This is a genomic window from Pseudomonas sp. Ps21-P2 (assembly GCF_039672565.1).
Classification (GTDB): domain Bacteria; phylum Pseudomonadota; class Gammaproteobacteria; order Pseudomonadales; family Pseudomonadaceae; genus Aquipseudomonas.
The window spans coordinates 619,515-633,710 of record NZ_JBDFPL010000003.1 but is presented as its reverse complement, the minus strand read 5'-3'; the positions used below and the strand labels follow the sequence as shown (position 1 = coordinate 633,710).

10 protein-coding genes are annotated in these 14,196 nt (G+C 62.3%); 7 read left to right on the top strand and 3 right to left on the bottom strand.

Annotated features, from left to right (window positions below; genetic code table 11):
• Positions 1-111: 111 nt before the first annotated feature.
• Both ABEH28_RS10300 and ABEH28_RS10295 read right to left on the bottom strand, forming a co-directional pair.
• Positions 112-1,353: a serine hydrolase gene (locus ABEH28_RS10300; RefSeq protein WP_346629851.1), complete on the bottom strand. Its 1,242-nt coding sequence runs from the start codon at positions 1,351-1,353 to the stop codon at positions 112-114.
• A gap of 227 nt (positions 1,354-1,580) precedes the next feature.
• The gene (locus ABEH28_RS10295) at positions 1,581-2,600 is read right to left on the bottom strand and encodes a branched-chain amino acid aminotransferase (RefSeq protein ID WP_346629850.1); all 1,020 of its coding nucleotides are present in this window, start codon (positions 2,598-2,600) and stop codon (positions 1,581-1,583) included.
• Between the two features lie 235 nt (positions 2,601-2,835).
• Between ABEH28_RS10295 and ABEH28_RS10290 the strand changes: the two genes are divergently transcribed.
• Both ABEH28_RS10290 and ABEH28_RS10285 read left to right on the top strand, forming a co-directional pair.
• Positions 2,836-3,705, top strand: coding sequence for an HDOD domain-containing protein (locus ABEH28_RS10290; protein ID WP_346629849.1), 870 nt, complete (start codon positions 2,836-2,838; stop codon positions 3,703-3,705).
• 235 nt (positions 3,706-3,940) lie between these two features.
• The gene (locus ABEH28_RS10285; RefSeq protein WP_346629848.1) at positions 3,941-4,783 is read left to right on the top strand and encodes an NAD-dependent protein deacetylase; all 843 of its coding nucleotides are present in this window, start codon (positions 3,941-3,943) and stop codon (positions 4,781-4,783) included.
• A gap of 119 nt (positions 4,784-4,902) precedes the next feature.
• On the opposite strand, the gene ABEH28_RS10280 is transcribed toward ABEH28_RS10285, so the two are convergent.
• Entirely contained in the window at positions 4,903-6,018 is a 1,116-nt protein-coding gene (locus ABEH28_RS10280; RefSeq protein ID WP_346629847.1) for a DUF2817 domain-containing protein, read from the bottom strand.
• A 1,199-nt stretch (positions 6,019-7,217) separates the two neighbouring features.
• Between ABEH28_RS10280 and ABEH28_RS10275 the strand changes: the two genes are divergently transcribed.
• From ABEH28_RS10275 to ABEH28_RS10255, 5 genes are all read left to right on the top strand, one after another.
• Positions 7,218-8,078: an energy transducer TonB gene (locus ABEH28_RS10275; protein WP_346629846.1), complete on the top strand. Its 861-nt coding sequence runs from the start codon at positions 7,218-7,220 to the stop codon at positions 8,076-8,078.
• 52 nt (positions 8,079-8,130) lie between these two features.
• Complete coding sequence (locus ABEH28_RS10270) at positions 8,131-8,838, top strand: MotA/TolQ/ExbB proton channel family protein (protein WP_282373155.1); 708 nt, start codon at positions 8,131-8,133, stop codon at positions 8,836-8,838.
• The gene (locus ABEH28_RS10265; RefSeq protein ID WP_205483107.1) at positions 8,838-9,239 is read left to right on the top strand and encodes a biopolymer transporter ExbD; all 402 of its coding nucleotides are present in this window, start codon (positions 8,838-8,840) and stop codon (positions 9,237-9,239) included. The genes ABEH28_RS10270 and ABEH28_RS10265 overlap by 1 nt, the downstream gene beginning before the upstream one ends.
• A 217-nt stretch (positions 9,240-9,456) precedes the next feature.
• Positions 9,457-12,195 carry a TonB-dependent receptor gene (locus tag ABEH28_RS10260; protein WP_346629845.1) on the top strand — a complete coding sequence of 913 codons (2,739 nt, stop codon included), beginning with the start codon at positions 9,457-9,459 and terminating at the stop codon, positions 12,193-12,195.
• A 141-nt stretch (positions 12,196-12,336) separates the two neighbouring features.
• Complete coding sequence (locus ABEH28_RS10255; protein WP_346629942.1) at positions 12,337-14,196, top strand: extracellular solute-binding protein; 1,860 nt, start codon at positions 12,337-12,339, stop codon at positions 14,194-14,196.

Below are 14,196 nucleotides of genomic sequence, written 5' to 3'. Positions count from 1 at the left end.
GCGAAGACTCCGCAAAAATGATGTCGTTTGCACAGGCCTCTTCCCGGCTAAAGCCGGTCCCACAGGGATCGCGTTGATCCAGCGGACCGGTTGAGCCCCTCCTACCAGCCATCACTTCAACGCCGCGACCATCGCATCGAAGAAGGCCATCGGGTCGATGGGCTCTTTGTCCACCGGCTTGGGCTGCGCGCCAAAAGTGACGATCACCACATTGTTGGCCGGGTTAACGTAAATGTTCTGTCCCTGGATGCCGACTGCCGAATAGGCGCCATCTTTGACCGAGGGCGCAGTCCAGGCGGTCCACCACATGTAGCCGTAATCCAGGCTTTTGCCGCCCTTGAGGGTGGTGGGCAGCGTCGCCTCCCTGACCCAGCCGTCGGGGAGAATCGAGGTGCCGTTGATCTTGCCATCGTTCATGAAGAACAGCCCGAAGCGCCCGTAATCCCGCAGGGTGGCGCTGATGCCGCTGCCGCCGATCTCCATGCCGTCAGGGGAGTCCAGCCACCATGTCGCGTCGCTTTCCATGCCGAACGGCTGCCAGATTTTCTTCGACAGGTACTCGGCCAGCGGCATCTTCACCGCGCCCCGCACAATCTCGCCGAGGACCTGGGTTTCTCCCGTACTGTAGTTGTTCACCGTGCCGGGTTCCGCTGCGCGCGGCAGGCTCGCCATCAGCGCCATGGCCGAATGGGGCTGCTGGGAAATCTGCGCCTTGAGCAACGCCCGCCGATCCGACGCCGGATCGGTGTAGGTCTCGTTCCACTTCACCCCCGAGGACATCATCAGCACGTTGCGCACGGTCACCCCTTCGTAGGCGCTGCCTTTGAGGGCCGGCACGTAATCGACCACTTGGGCGTCAAGCCCCTTGATCAGGCCATCCTTGATTGCCGCCGCGGTCAGGGTCGAGGTGATGGATTTGGCCATCGACATCGACATCCAGCGGGTTTTCTCGGTGTTGCCGCGCTGATAGGTCTCGAAGACGATCTTGCCGTCCTTGATCACCAGCATCGCGGTAATACTGTCCAGCGCCACGAAGTCGTACAGGTCGTACTTTTTGCCCTCGACGGTGAAGCGCACGTTGGGCAGTTGTCGCTCCGACTTCGGCAGTGCATAGGGATGATCGCCCGCCTGGATGGTGTGGGTGGGAAACAGCCGGCCGATATTGCGATAGGTGCTGACCGCCAGGTCCGGGAGCATGGCGCCGTCGTAGATCTGCTCGACCGTGCCGATGGGTTCCTGGGCGTGGGGGTAGTCGTCTGCCCAGGCAGTGGAAACAAACGCGGCGGCGAGCAGGCCGAAGGACAGGGTCAGTGGCCGGTTGAAAGCGGCGGGACGGGAGACAGGCAAGTGCATGACGTATCCTTTTTTTGTCGTCGATGGACGCTGAAGTTCCGGCTAAAACCGGTCCGACTGAAAGAACGTGCGCGCTTGAACCATAGCCCACTCACCGGTATTGCACCGGGTGAACAGTTCAGTGGTTTCCTACCCTGACGTCTGCGATTGCACACCTGAACGAATCGAAGGCAAAAAAAACCACCGCACGAAGGCGGTGGTTTTTCAGGCTTGCAGGACGCGTCGAATCAGACTTTGACGATCCAGTCCGCCGGGCCCTCGATGTCGCCGTACTGAATGCCGGTCAGCTCTTTGTACAGGCGCTGGGTCACGGGACCGACGTCGGTTTCGCTGTGGAACACGTGCAGCTTGTCTTTGTAGCTGATGCCGCCGATCGGGGTGATCACCGCCGCAGTGCCGCACGCGCCGGCTTCCTTGAACAGGTCGAGCTTGTCGATGAACACCTCGCCTTCGATGACCTTCAGGCCCAGGCGGCTCTGCGCCAGTTCGAGCAATGACAGGCGAGTAATGCCTGGCAGCACCGACGGCGATTTCGGCGTGATGAATTCGTCGTCGTGGGTAATCCCGAAGAAGTTGGCCGAGCCGACCTCTTCGATCTTGCTGTGGGTCAGCGGATCGAGGTAGATGGCGTCGGCGAAGTTGGCTTTCTTGGCCTCACTGCCTGGCATCATGCTCGCGGCATAGTTACCGCCGACTTTCGCAGCGCCGGTGCCTTGTGGCGCGGCGCGGTCGTAGCTGGAGATCACGAAGTTGTGGGGTTTCATGCCGCCCTTGAAGTAAGGGCCCACCGGGATGCAGAACACCGAGAAGATGAACTCGGGCGCAGCGCGCACGCCGATGTTGTCGCCGACGCCGATCACGAACGGGCGCAGATACAGCGCACCGCCGGTGCCGTATGGCGGGATGAAACGCTCGTTGGCGCGAACCACTTGCTTGCACGCTTCGATGAACTGCTCGGTCGGCACGTGGGGCATCAGCAGGCGGCTGGAGCTGCGCTGCATGCGCGCGGCATTCTGGTCGGGGCGGAACAGGTTGATCGAGCCGTCCTTGGCGCGATAGGCCTTGAGGCCTTCGAAGCATTGCTGGCCGTAATGCAGCGCGGTCGAGCCTTCGCTGATGTGCAGCACGTTGTCTTCGGTCAGGGTGCCTTGGTCCCACTCGCCATCGCGCCAGTGTGCCAGGTAGCGTTTGTCGGTCTTGATGTAGTCGAAGCCGAGCTTGTCCCAGTTAATGCTTTCGTTACCCATGACACCCTCTATGTCCAGGCCAGCTCGGCCGGGAGTGTCCGGCGTCTGGCGTTTCATCGATAAGGCCCGGAGCAGGACGCAACCCGTTCCGGTGTGTCGCCATATTACTGATTTTTCTCCCTGCAAACCGCCTCGGCGGCCGATGAGCTGAAAAAGATCCGCTGCGGCCCGACCCGAGCCACCTGGTTTGTGCCGTCTGTAGCAAAACCGCCCAGGAACGCGTGCAGTTTCGCCAATGTTGCCTATGGTGTGTACATCGTCTGAGACAGGAGCAGCACCCATGGGTATCGATCAGTTGTTCGCCGATTTGAGCAGTCTTCCCAGCATTCCCAAGGTGGCGCAGGACCTGATCAAACAGTTCGACAGCCCGTCGTCGGACCTGGGCAGCATCGCCGGCAACATCGAAAAAGACCCGGTGATCGCGGCGAAGATTCTGCGGCTGGCCAACTCCGCGCGCTTTCGTGGTGCGCGGGAGTCGTCGAGCATCGAGGACGCGGCCATGCGCCTGGGGTTCAACACCCTGCGCACATTGGTGCTGGCCTCCGCAGTCACCGGCGCGTTCAAGGCAGGGCCAAGTTTTGACCTGAAGGGCTTCTGGCTGAAGAGCTTTCAAGTGGCCGGGATCTGCCGCTTGCTGGCGAAGCAGTCCGGCGCCGATGCCGAAATCGCCTTCACCTGTGGGGTCATGCATGACATCGGCGAGCTGCTGATACAGACCGGTGCACCCGCCGTTGCCGAGCGCATCAACAGCGTGACCAAGACCGGCACCACCGGGCGTGCGGCGATTGAAACCTTGCAATTGGGCTTTGGTTACCCGGAAGTCGGCGCGGAACTGGCCCGACGCTGGGGATTGCCGGAGGTCATCCAGAACGCCATCGCTTATCAGGCGCGGCCCATGCAGGCGCCGGGAGACGCGATCCAGCCACGGATTGTTGCCCAGGCATTGACCATTTCCGCTGCGCTGGAAAATCACGGCGGCGCCACGGCGCAGGCGAAGCAGGAAGTGGATGGGCCATTGCTGGAGGGGGTTGATCTGGATGCGGTGTTCGCGGCGCTGCCGAAGGTTTTGGAGGACGACAAAGCGTTTGCGGAGTTGTTGAGTTAGGGAAAGCGGTCATGGTCTGAAATGGATGGCGCCTGAACCGACCCCTTCCCGGCTGAAGCCGGTCCTACAAATTGATCTCGGTCCCACTGACACAACACGGTCACTCGTAGGACTGGCTTCAGCCGGGAAAACGTTAGGCGTCACGCTGCAAAATTGAGGGTGCTTACCGAGGCCCCTTCCCGGCTGAAGCCTGTCCCACTAGTATCAGCGCACAGCCGCTCTTGAGAACCTGTGCATGCCTGATGTTCCTGACACCCACGTCGACACCCTGCTGCACTGGATGCACGACCGCTCGTTCCTCGTGCTGACCGGCGCCGGGATCAGCACGTCTTCCGGGATTCCGGATTACCGCGACAGCGAGGGCGTGCGCCGGGGTCGGCAGCCGATGATGTTTCAGGAGTTCCTCAATGCGCCCGAGGCCCGACGTCGCTACTGGGCCCGGGCAATGCTCGGCTGGCCCCGGGTTCGCGCCGCGCTACCCAATCCGGCCCACGAAGCGATTGCCCGTTTGCAGCAGCACGATCTCATCAGCGGCGTGATCACCCAGAACGTCGACACCTTGCACGATCAGGCCGGCAGTCATGACGTCGTGGAATTGCACGGCAGTCTGCACTGGGTGCTTTGCCTGGACTGCCACCACCGCACCGAACGCGACATCATTCAGTTGGCCCTGATCGAGCAGAACCCGTATCTGGCGGGCGTCGATGCGGTGCAGGCGCCGGATGGCGACACTTTGCTCGACCCGGCCTTCGAAGAACGCTTCCAGGTGCCGCACTGCCCCCACTGCGGCGGCGAGCGAATGAAGCCGGACGTGGTGTTTTTCGGTGAAAACGTGGCGCCACCCACGGCGGCCAAGGCCATGCATCGGGTGGAAGAAGCCCAGGGACTGCTGGTGGTGGGGTCGTCGCTGATGGCGTTCTCCGCCTTCCGCCTGTGCCGCGCGATCAAGGATCAGGGCAAACCGCTGATCGCCATCAACCTGGGCAAAACCCGGGCGGATGATCTGCTGGATCTCAAGATCGAAGCGTCATGCGAGGTGCTGTTGCCAGCGTTGGCCCAGCGGCTGTTACAGGGTTAACGGGCAGCACGACATGTGGGAGTGAGCTTGCTCACGAAGACGGCATTTCAGTCGCTGAAGATTTAGCGGATGGCCCGCCCTATATCGTGAGCAAGTCCGCTCCCACCTTGCCCGATCCTTCATCTGATTGCGCGAATCCCCGGCAACGCCGCCAGCGCCCTGTCCCACACCTGCCGCGTCCTCACCCACGCCACTTCCTGCCAGTCCGGGTCCGCCGGGTAAAACTGCTCCAGCAGCCCTTCCTTGATCCGTCGACCGGTCTCGTCCAGGGGATCGCCGTGCAGGTGCAGCCAGTGATCATCCCGCAAATGCCCATGCACCTCTGCGCCCGGGTACGTGCCGCACTCGATGACAAACGGCATCAGGTGCACGCCCGGCAAGGCGTCCAGAAGCATCTGCGAGGTGTAGCCGGTGGAGGTCGCCGCGACACCGGTTTCGCTGACCCGATTGGCGCCGGTGATCAGCGTGAACAGCCACGGCCCGAACAACGTTTTCGCATCCTCCAGCGCCGGGTAGGCCGATTCGACGATGCTCATCAGCATCGGATGGCCGTAATCGCCCGCGCCGGTGTGCAGATCGAAACAGGTCACCACCTCGGCGTCCTGCAGGTATCGCCCGACGATGCTGCGCAGGGTGCGATTGGACCAGCTCGGCCCGCTGCCGCCGAAAAACAGCCCATCGGGGAACGCGTACTGCCCCGCCTCGACCACCGACATCAGCCCTGCCCAACCCCGCGCGTCGATCGCTGCCTGAAACAACGCATCGGCCTGATCGCGCTTTGGCCCGCGCAACTGCTCGCAGGCGTAAATCCCGTGGACGTCGGCGTAGGCGCGGTTGTCCGGCAGCGGCTGATTAAAGTCCAGGTAGTTGCGGTTCTGATCGAGGTTGTCCTCGTTGACCCGGCGCATCCACGCCGTGCCCCAAGGGTTGATCAGGTGAATCATCAGGACCGCAACGCCCTCGGGCAGCGCGCGTGGATCAAAACCCTCGAGCCAGCGGCTCTGGCAGTCGGAACCGTAATAGCCTTCGACGCCATGGGTGCCACTCAGCGCCACCAATACCCGCCGCGCATCCGGGTCGCCCAGCCAGGCGACGTCCGTGGCCAGCGGCTCGCCAAACGGACCCGACGACGGGTGGACGTATTCACTCAACCGCGCGCCAGCCGCCGTGGCTGCGGCAATGAAGCGCTCGCGAAGCTGGCGATAACCTGGACGAACTGGGAAAAAGTGGCTCATTGGATGCACTCCAGAATCGATGACACCGCGCGTATGGGCCCGGAATCGACAGCCGGAACGCCGCGCAGAAAGGACACTGCGTCAGAAATGTTACAACCGGACACGTTTTGGCACACTTCTTTCTAGTGTTTCTCTCGTGGAACGTCAGTACCACGAAACGCTTCGCGTCCAGCCCCGGCTGCCGCGAGTCTACGCTGCCAAACGGTGCGCACCACGCACCCGTGTGCAGGAACCGGACACTACCCCGTCCGAAACAGTGCAGGACGCCGACCAGAAGTCTGGCGTCCGTCGATAAGGAATTCGATTCGTGCCAGACATGCGCATTTCACACCCGATCCGCCCACGCCGCGCCTTGCCTTTTCCGCTGCACGCCTCCGTCAGCGAGCCAGCCATCCGCCCCATCTCCCTTCAGCGCTCCGGCTGAAACCCAGCGTCAATGCGCTGAAGTGCCCGATATTTTTTTCGTTTCAATGGCCGTCGCTGTTATAGCGATCCGGTGGCCACTTTTTATTGTTTCTTTTCGGCACAGATGCGCCTGCTCACATAACGATTTGAATAACGCGCAACAGGGATCGCTGTTGATCCACACACACTAAAAACGATCAGTGATCATTTTCAGGAAGTGTGCGCCACTGTTAAACACCATTCACACCATGACTGACAAGTCACACTTTAAGGACTTATCGCAATGATCACGTAAGCACTCACGCACCAACTTGCACCCACTTAATCACGTTTGGTGCAGCGCACTTCTGATTGAATCGGAACAGGTCACCGTGCAGACACGCGATGAACCTGAGTGGATAGGTTCGCCTTTTGGTTCAGCAACTTACCCTGCCTCTACAGAGCGAACTGACCCAGACTCGACGAAATTCGCTAAAAAGTTACAGGAATGCGACATCGACCCGCCCCAGCCCGGAAACAGCAGACTAGAGCCCTGCACTGGCATAGCGGTTGCAATAGCGATGATCGTTACGTAGTCATTCTGAAATAAAGACGTACTTCTTCGTACTCAACAAGAAATCAGGGAACTGCAATGTCGTCTCCATAGCCCACGCTGCAACGGCAGTTATAAGAGTGGTTCTTTAACGACCTGCTCCCCAGGCCTCGTGCTTTGCGAAAGCACGGACGTCAACTTCAAACAGGGTGACTTGTTTGAACGGACCCTTATTGCCCTTCAACTACCCGAGGGAGCTTTAATGAATGACGCGGTAAAAACGAAAGCCATACCTGACCCGGCGCCGGACGCACTGTCCATGGCCTGGCCGCGTATTCCTTTCAAGGAAAACACATCGCGTCCGGGTGAACTAAGCCGGACGCACGTGTTGATATTGATTGCCGCCTCGGTCCTTATTCACGGCGCTATCTGGTGGTATATGCAGACTGCAAAAGCCGACGTCCCGGAAGTTGCGCCGCAAGTGCCCGAGATGACCGTGGAATTGACCAGCCCGACACCGCCGACCCCGGAGCCGCCGCCACCGCCGCCTCCACCTGAACCGCCGCCACCGCCCCCGCCGCCCCCTGAACCGGAGCAACCGGTCGAGGACCCCGACGCGGTCAAGCCGCCGCCGAAACCGGTGGAGAAGCCTGTCGAGAAGCCGGTGGAAAAACCCAAGGTCGAGAAGCCCAAGCCGGTGAAGAAACCTGAGCCGGTGAAAAAGCCGACACCGCCTGCGCCTGCTGCCCCTGCCGCGCCGAGCCCGCCTGCGCCCGCCACACCGTCGCCATCCCCCGCGCCGCCAGCGCCTGCTGCGGCCCCGGCGGCACCGGTCAAGGAATCGGCGGCGATTTCCGGGCTCGCCAGCCTGGGCAACCCGCCACCGGAATACCCCGGCGCGGCGCTGCGCAAAGGCATGGAAGGCCGCGTGATCCTGCGCATCAAGGTGCTGCCCAACGGCCGTGCCGGCACGGTCGAGGTGACCAAATCCAGCGGCAAACAGGTGCTGGACGATGCGGCGGTAGAGACGGTGCGCAACTGGAAGTTTATTCCGGCCAAGCGCGGTGACACCCCGATCGAAGGCTTCGCGACGCAAACCATCGACTTCAAGCTGCCCGAATGAACCCGGTCAGCCGATCAACAACAACTCTTTATATAGCGGGTGAGGTGTAACCATGAACGAATCGATCTCTTCGATGATTGTCCCCGGCGTACTCTGGGCGCTGGTGGTGTTTTCAGTGCTGAGCTGGGGACTGTTGCTGATCAAATCCGCACAGTACTTGCGCTTAAAGACCCAAAACAAACAGTTCGCCAAAGCGTTCTGGGCAGCGCCGGATCTGCTCACCGCCGCCGAGCATTCCAGCCAGTACCCGGGCTCACTGGCGCGGATCGCCAACAGCGGTTTCGAAGCCATGGCGGTCGACGAAACACCGCGCAACACCCAGCAGCTCGCCCACACCATCAACCGCTCCGACCGGCTGGAGCGCAACCTGCGCCAGCAGATCCAGAAAGAACGCCGCGCACTTGAAGCCGGTCAGGCCATCCTCGCCAGTATCGGCAGCACGGCGCCGTTCATCGGCCTGTTCGGTACCGTCTGGGGGATCATGGAAGCGCTGCAAAGCATCGGCGCCAGCGGTTCGGCGAGCCTGGAAACCGTGGCCGGCCCCATCGGTCACGCGCTGATTGCCACCGGGGTCGGCATCGCCGTCGCGGTCCCTGCGGTGCTGATCTACAACTTCTTCCTGCGGCGCCTCAAGCTCGCCGTCGCCGACATGGATGATTTCGCCCATGACTTCGACGCCCTCGCCCAGCGCAGCGCCTTCGCCATCAACCGTCAGGCCATCGCCAGCAAGCACAGCCAGACTGTGCGGGAGGCGAGCTGATGTCGTTCTCCACTCAAGACAGCGATGAGGTGCTCAGCGAAATGAACGTCACGCCGCTGGTGGACGTGATGCTGGTGCTGCTGGTGGTGTTCATCGTGACCGCGCCGCTGATGACCAACGCGATCAAGGTCAACCTGCCGAAAACCGACGCCGTCGCCGCCGCCGACAAGAAAGACCCGGTGGTGGTCAGCGTTGATCAGGACGGCAAGTTCTACCTGGCCAAGTCCGAAGTCGCGCCGGAATCCCTGGAGCTCAGCCTCAAGGACGTCAAGGCCAAGGACCCGGAGGTGCGCGTGCAATTGCAGGCCGACACCAACGTCAACTATGGCCAGGTGGCCAAGGCGATGGCGTCGATCGAGCGCTCGGGCATCACCAAGATTTCAGTGATGACGTCCAAATGATCGACACATGACCCGCACCTGATCTGCACCTGAAGCAGGCGCCGCACCCCGCTGCGGCCCTGCGCACCCTACTCCCGATTCACCGCCGTCCGGGTTTTTGCCCCGGAGGGGAGCGGCTTGCTTGAAATAAGGAAATTCCCGAGCGCTACAACCGCCTCGGAGCAACGAGGGCTCACAAGGCCATTTCAATAACATCTGGAATAAGTCGGAAACTACCATGCTGATGAGCTTTCCTGGTTTTACCCTCAAGCCCCTTGTTGTTGCCGTACAACGCCACCCCCGTGCGCTGATTTGCGCACTGGCGGTCGGCATGAGCCCGGCCTATGGCGCCGACAGCACGGATAGCGCCGCCGATGCCGCGACCGGCAGTGATGCCGCTGTCCCCGCTGCAGCGGTGGCTGCTGCGCCGGCGACCACCCAGCTCAAACGGGTGGAAGTGACCGGTTCGGCCGTGCGCCGGGCCGATGCGGAAACTGCCGTGCCGGTGACCATTCTGCGCGCCGACGAGCTGAAGAAACAGGGCGTGACCACCACCGAACAGATGGTCCAGCGCATCACCGGCAGCCAGTCGATGATGAACAGCGCAGGCTCGGTCGGCGCCTCCACCGGTGGCGCGTCCTATGCCGACATGCGCGGCATCGGCGCCAACAAAACCCTGATCCTGCTCAACGGCCGCCGTCTGGCCAACAACGCCTTGTCCGGCGTCGGCACGCCCAACGGCAGCGCCATCGACCTGAACATGATTCCGTTCGCCGCCATCGACCGCATCGAAGTGCTGCGCGACGGTGCCTCGGCGCTGTACGGCACCGACGCCATCGGCGGGGTGATCAACTTCATCACCAAGAAGTCGCTGACCGACGGCACCCTGAGCCTCGGCGGCGACACCCCGACGGCCAGCGGTGGCGGCGCCAGCAAGGACGTCAGCGCCAGCTGGGGTTTCGGCGATCTGGACGAAGACCGCTTCAACGTCATGGGCGTGTTCAACTACAACAAGCAGCAGAACCTCGACGCCAACGACCGCTCCTTCGACAAGGATTACGTCCCGGGCCGCGGCCTCAACCAGACCTCCGGCACCGCTTATCCCGGCAACTACTACCAGGGCAACAACAGCAGCAACCCCCTCGCGCCCAACTGCGCCGGACCGGGCCTGGTCAGCGTGAACGGGCTATGCCGGTTCAGCACCCGCGATTACATCGACCTGGTGCCGCAGACCGAGAAGACCTCGTTCTTCGGTCGCGCCACCGGCAAGCTGGCGGAAGATCACAACGTCAGCCTCGAATACTTCTTTGCCCGCAACAACAACGCCACCAGCATCGGCCCGGCGCCACTGACCGGCCTGAGCATCGACCCGTCTTCGCCCTACTACCCGGGCAACGGCATTACGCCCGGCCCGAACAACTTCGCCCTCGACCCGACCCAGCCGGTGGACACCGCCTGGCGTGAGACGGCCGCCGGCCCCCGTGGCAGCAAGGACCAGAACACCAACCAGCGCCTGCTGTTGACCTTCGACGGCACCGTCGGCGGCTGGGATTACAACCTCGGCGCCAACTACAACCAGAGCAAGGTCGTTTCCAGCGTGACCTCGGGCTACGTCAGTGACTCCGCCCTCAAGGCCGGCCTGGCTAGCGGTCTGCTCAACCCGTTCGGCCCGCAATCGGCGGCGGGTCAGCAATTCATCGACGACGCCGCGTACCACGGCGAATACTCCACCGCCGTCGGCCGTGTCTACGGGGTGGACGGGCGCATCAGCCGCGAGATCGGCAACTGGTTCGGTGCCGGCGAATCCGGCCTGGCCCTGGGCGGCGAATACCGCAAGGAAAAACTGCACCAGGATTACGAGGACTTCGTTGACGACATCAACAGCCTGGGCCTGGACTCGGCAGGCTCGGTGTCCGGCGATCGTACCGTCAAGGCCGAGTACGCCGAACTGAACGTTCCCGTCATCGACAGCCTGGAACTGACCGCTGCCGTGCGCCACGACAAATACAGCGACTTCGGCAGCACCACCAACCCGAAATACTCGTTCCGCTTCCAGCCGTTCAAAGAGCTGGTGATGCGCGGCGCGTACAGCGAAGGTTTCCGTGCGCCGTCGCTGTACGAGCTGTATGCCCCGCAAAGTCTGGCCTACAGCCAGGGTTATTACGATGACCCGACGCTGTGCGCCGGCGGTACCGTGCAACCGGGCGGTCAGGCGGGTCGTGACTGTAATCAGCAGTTCCTCAACCGCAGCGGCGGCAACGCGAGCCTGTCCCCGGAGAAAGCCCGCAACGTGACCCTGGGTTTCGTTTATCAGCCGATGAACAACCTCTCCATGGGCCTGGATTTCTGGTGGATTCACATCTCCAACCAGATCCAGTCGTTTCCTGAATCCACTGTGTTCGACCAGTCGGATCTGTATGGCGACCGCATCATCCGCAACGCCGACGGCTCCATCGCCAACATCGTCACCGGCAACTCCAACCTGGGCATCGTCAAGACCAACGGTGTCGACGTGACCCTGGACTACCGCTTCCCGAACACGCCGTATGGCCAGTTCGGTCTGGGGCTGACCGGGACGTACGTCAATCGCTACGACTTCCAGAACATCATCGACGGTCCGTACACCGACAAGGTCGGCGACTTCCAGGGTGATGGCGTGATCGCGCGCTGGAAACACGTGCTGATCGGCAGCTGGACCCTCGGCGACAGCCGTGCCTCCCTGACCAACCGCTTCACCAGCGGCTACAACGACTACGACCGCACCACCAACGGCACCGTGCCGTCGTACTCGCTGTGGGACCTGTCGGTGGGCCACACCTTCGAGAAGGTGCTGGACGTCGATGCCGGCGTGCGCAACCTGTTCGACCGCGACCCGCCGTTCACCAACCAGGCCTACAACTTCCAGTCCGGCTATGACCCTCGTTACGCCGACCCACTGGGCCGCACGCTGTTTGCGCGGGCGACGTATCACTTCTAAGTGCTAGTCCCCGACGCGCCATTCCTGCGGCGCGTCGGGCTGCTCACAAGGATTGTCCGCATGTCTGCCACCCCCTTTTCATTGCCGCGCCGTTTACCGGGCGTGGCATTGCTGTACTCGGTGCTGTTCTGTAGCTCGCTGATGCTGGGCATTCCCCAGGCCTTTGCCGCGCCGGTGCACGCGCTGACCGTCTATGGCGAAGCGCCGAAATACCCCGCTGATTTCCAGCACTTCGATTACGTCGATCCTGACGCGCCCAAAGGCGGTTCCATGAGCCGCGCGTCCGAGGAGATCGGCCAGTTCAACTACCTCACGCCATACGTCGATCAAGGCATTTCCGTGAGCCAGATCGACACGTGGGTGTATGCGCCACTGGCCTATCGCTCACTGGACGAGCCCTACACGGTGTACGGGCTGGTCGCCGAGAAAATGGAACGCGACCCCGACAATCTCTGGGTGCGCTTCTACCTCAACCCCAAGGCACGCTTCGATGACGGCACGCCGATCACCGCCGAAGACGTGCGCTACACCTGGCAGACGCTGATCACCCAGGGCAGCTTCAGCTATCGCCCGCTGTACGCCGACGTCAAGGACGCGGTCATCGAAGCGCCGGGGCAGATCCGTTTCGATTTCAAGACCGGCACCAATCGCACCCTCGCCCTGGACCTCGCCAGCCTGCGCATCCTGCCCGAGCACTGGTGGAAGACCCGCGACTTCACCAAGGGCGGCGGCTTCGAACCGCCGCTGGGCAGCGGGCCGTATCGGGTCTCGCGGGTCGACGCCGGGCGCAGTGTCAGCTTTGAGCGGGTCAAGGACTGGTGGGGCAAAGACCTGCCGGTCAGCCGTGGGCTGTACAACTTCGACGCGCTGACGGTGAATTTCTATGGCGATGTCGACGTGGCCCGTCAGTTGGTCCAGGCCGGCAACTTCGATTACAACCGCGAGTTCTCCTCGGCCGGCTACGTCGTTGGCTACACCGCGCCGAGCCTGCAGGACGGCCGTCTGCAGAAAACCATTCTGGCCAGGCGCCGCCCGGTGGCCGGTCAGGGCTTCGTGTTCAATCTCGACAAACCGATGTTCCAGGACCGCCGGGTGCGCGAAGCCCTGGCCATGCTCTGGGATTTCGAGTGGGTCAACGGCCAGATCATGCGCAACTTCTATGTGCGCGAACAAACCTACTTCCCGAAGAGCGAAATGGCCGCGACCGAGCTGCCCGACGCGCAAGAGCTGAGCCTTCTCGAGCCCCTGCGCGGGCAGATCCCGGACGAAGTCTTCGATCAGGTCTGGCGCGCACCGAAGACCGACGGCAGCGGTTACATCCGCGACAAACAGCTCAAGGCCCTCAAGCTGCTGGCCGACGCCGGCTGGCACCCGAAGAACAACCGACTGGTGAACGCCGACGGACAGCCGCTGGAGTTTTCCTTCCTCGATGGCCAGGGCGGTTTCGAGCGGCTGGTGCTGCCATACAAGCGCGTGCTGGCGCAGATCGGCATCACCCTGAATTTTCGTCGCGTGGACTCGGCGCAATACATGAACCGATTGAATGCCCGGGACTACGACATGATCGTGGTCACGCTGCCCGCCAACGGCAATCCGATCCTCTCCCCCGGCCGTGAGCTGTACAACCTGTTCGGCTCGCAGAGCGCCCGCCAGGTTGGCAGTTCCAACGCCATGGTGCTGCGCAATCCGGCGGTCGATCGCCTTATCGACGGCCTGGTCGCGGCCAACAACCGCAACGACATGCTGCATTACGCGCGGGCGCTGGATCGGGTCCTGCTCTGGGGTTTCTACATGATTCCGAACTACTACTCCCAAGGCACACCGGTGGTGTTTGCCAACCGGTTTGGCCGGCCGGCGATCGAGCCAACCTACGACGTCGGGCTGGAAAGCTGGTGGGAAGTCAGCCGCGTGCCGCTAACCGATGCACAGATGGCTGCGCGTCTGGCGCCCCAAAGCAGCATCGCCAATACCCGTGCCGCACTGACAACGGAGGGTCAGTGA

Bases quoted from the DNA above. Each gene is read 5' to 3' on its own strand.
- ABEH28_RS10300 (WP_346629851.1), bottom strand. From the start codon at position 1,353: ATGCACTTGCCTGTCTCCCGTCCCGCCGCTTTCAACCGGCCACTGACC.
- ABEH28_RS10295 (WP_346629850.1), bottom strand. From the start codon at position 2,600: ATGGGTAACGAAAGCATTAACTGGGACAAGCTCGGCTTCGACTACATC.
- ABEH28_RS10290 (WP_346629849.1), top strand. From the start codon at position 2,836: ATGTTGCCTATGGTGTGTACATCGTCTGAGACAGGAGCAGCACCCATG.
- ABEH28_RS10285 (WP_346629848.1), top strand. From the start codon at position 3,941: ATGCCTGATGTTCCTGACACCCACGTCGACACCCTGCTGCACTGGATG.
- ABEH28_RS10280 (WP_346629847.1), bottom strand. From the start codon at position 6,018: ATGAGCCACTTTTTCCCAGTTCGTCCAGGTTATCGCCAGCTTCGCGAG.
- ABEH28_RS10275 (WP_346629846.1), top strand. From the start codon at position 7,218: ATGAATGACGCGGTAAAAACGAAAGCCATACCTGACCCGGCGCCGGAC.
- ABEH28_RS10270 (WP_282373155.1), top strand. From the start codon at position 8,131: ATGAACGAATCGATCTCTTCGATGATTGTCCCCGGCGTACTCTGGGCG.
- ABEH28_RS10265 (WP_205483107.1), top strand. From the start codon at position 8,838: ATGTCGTTCTCCACTCAAGACAGCGATGAGGTGCTCAGCGAAATGAAC.
- ABEH28_RS10260 (WP_346629845.1), top strand. From the start codon at position 9,457: ATGCTGATGAGCTTTCCTGGTTTTACCCTCAAGCCCCTTGTTGTTGCC.
- ABEH28_RS10255 (WP_346629942.1), top strand. From the start codon at position 12,337: ATGCTGGGCATTCCCCAGGCCTTTGCCGCGCCGGTGCACGCGCTGACC.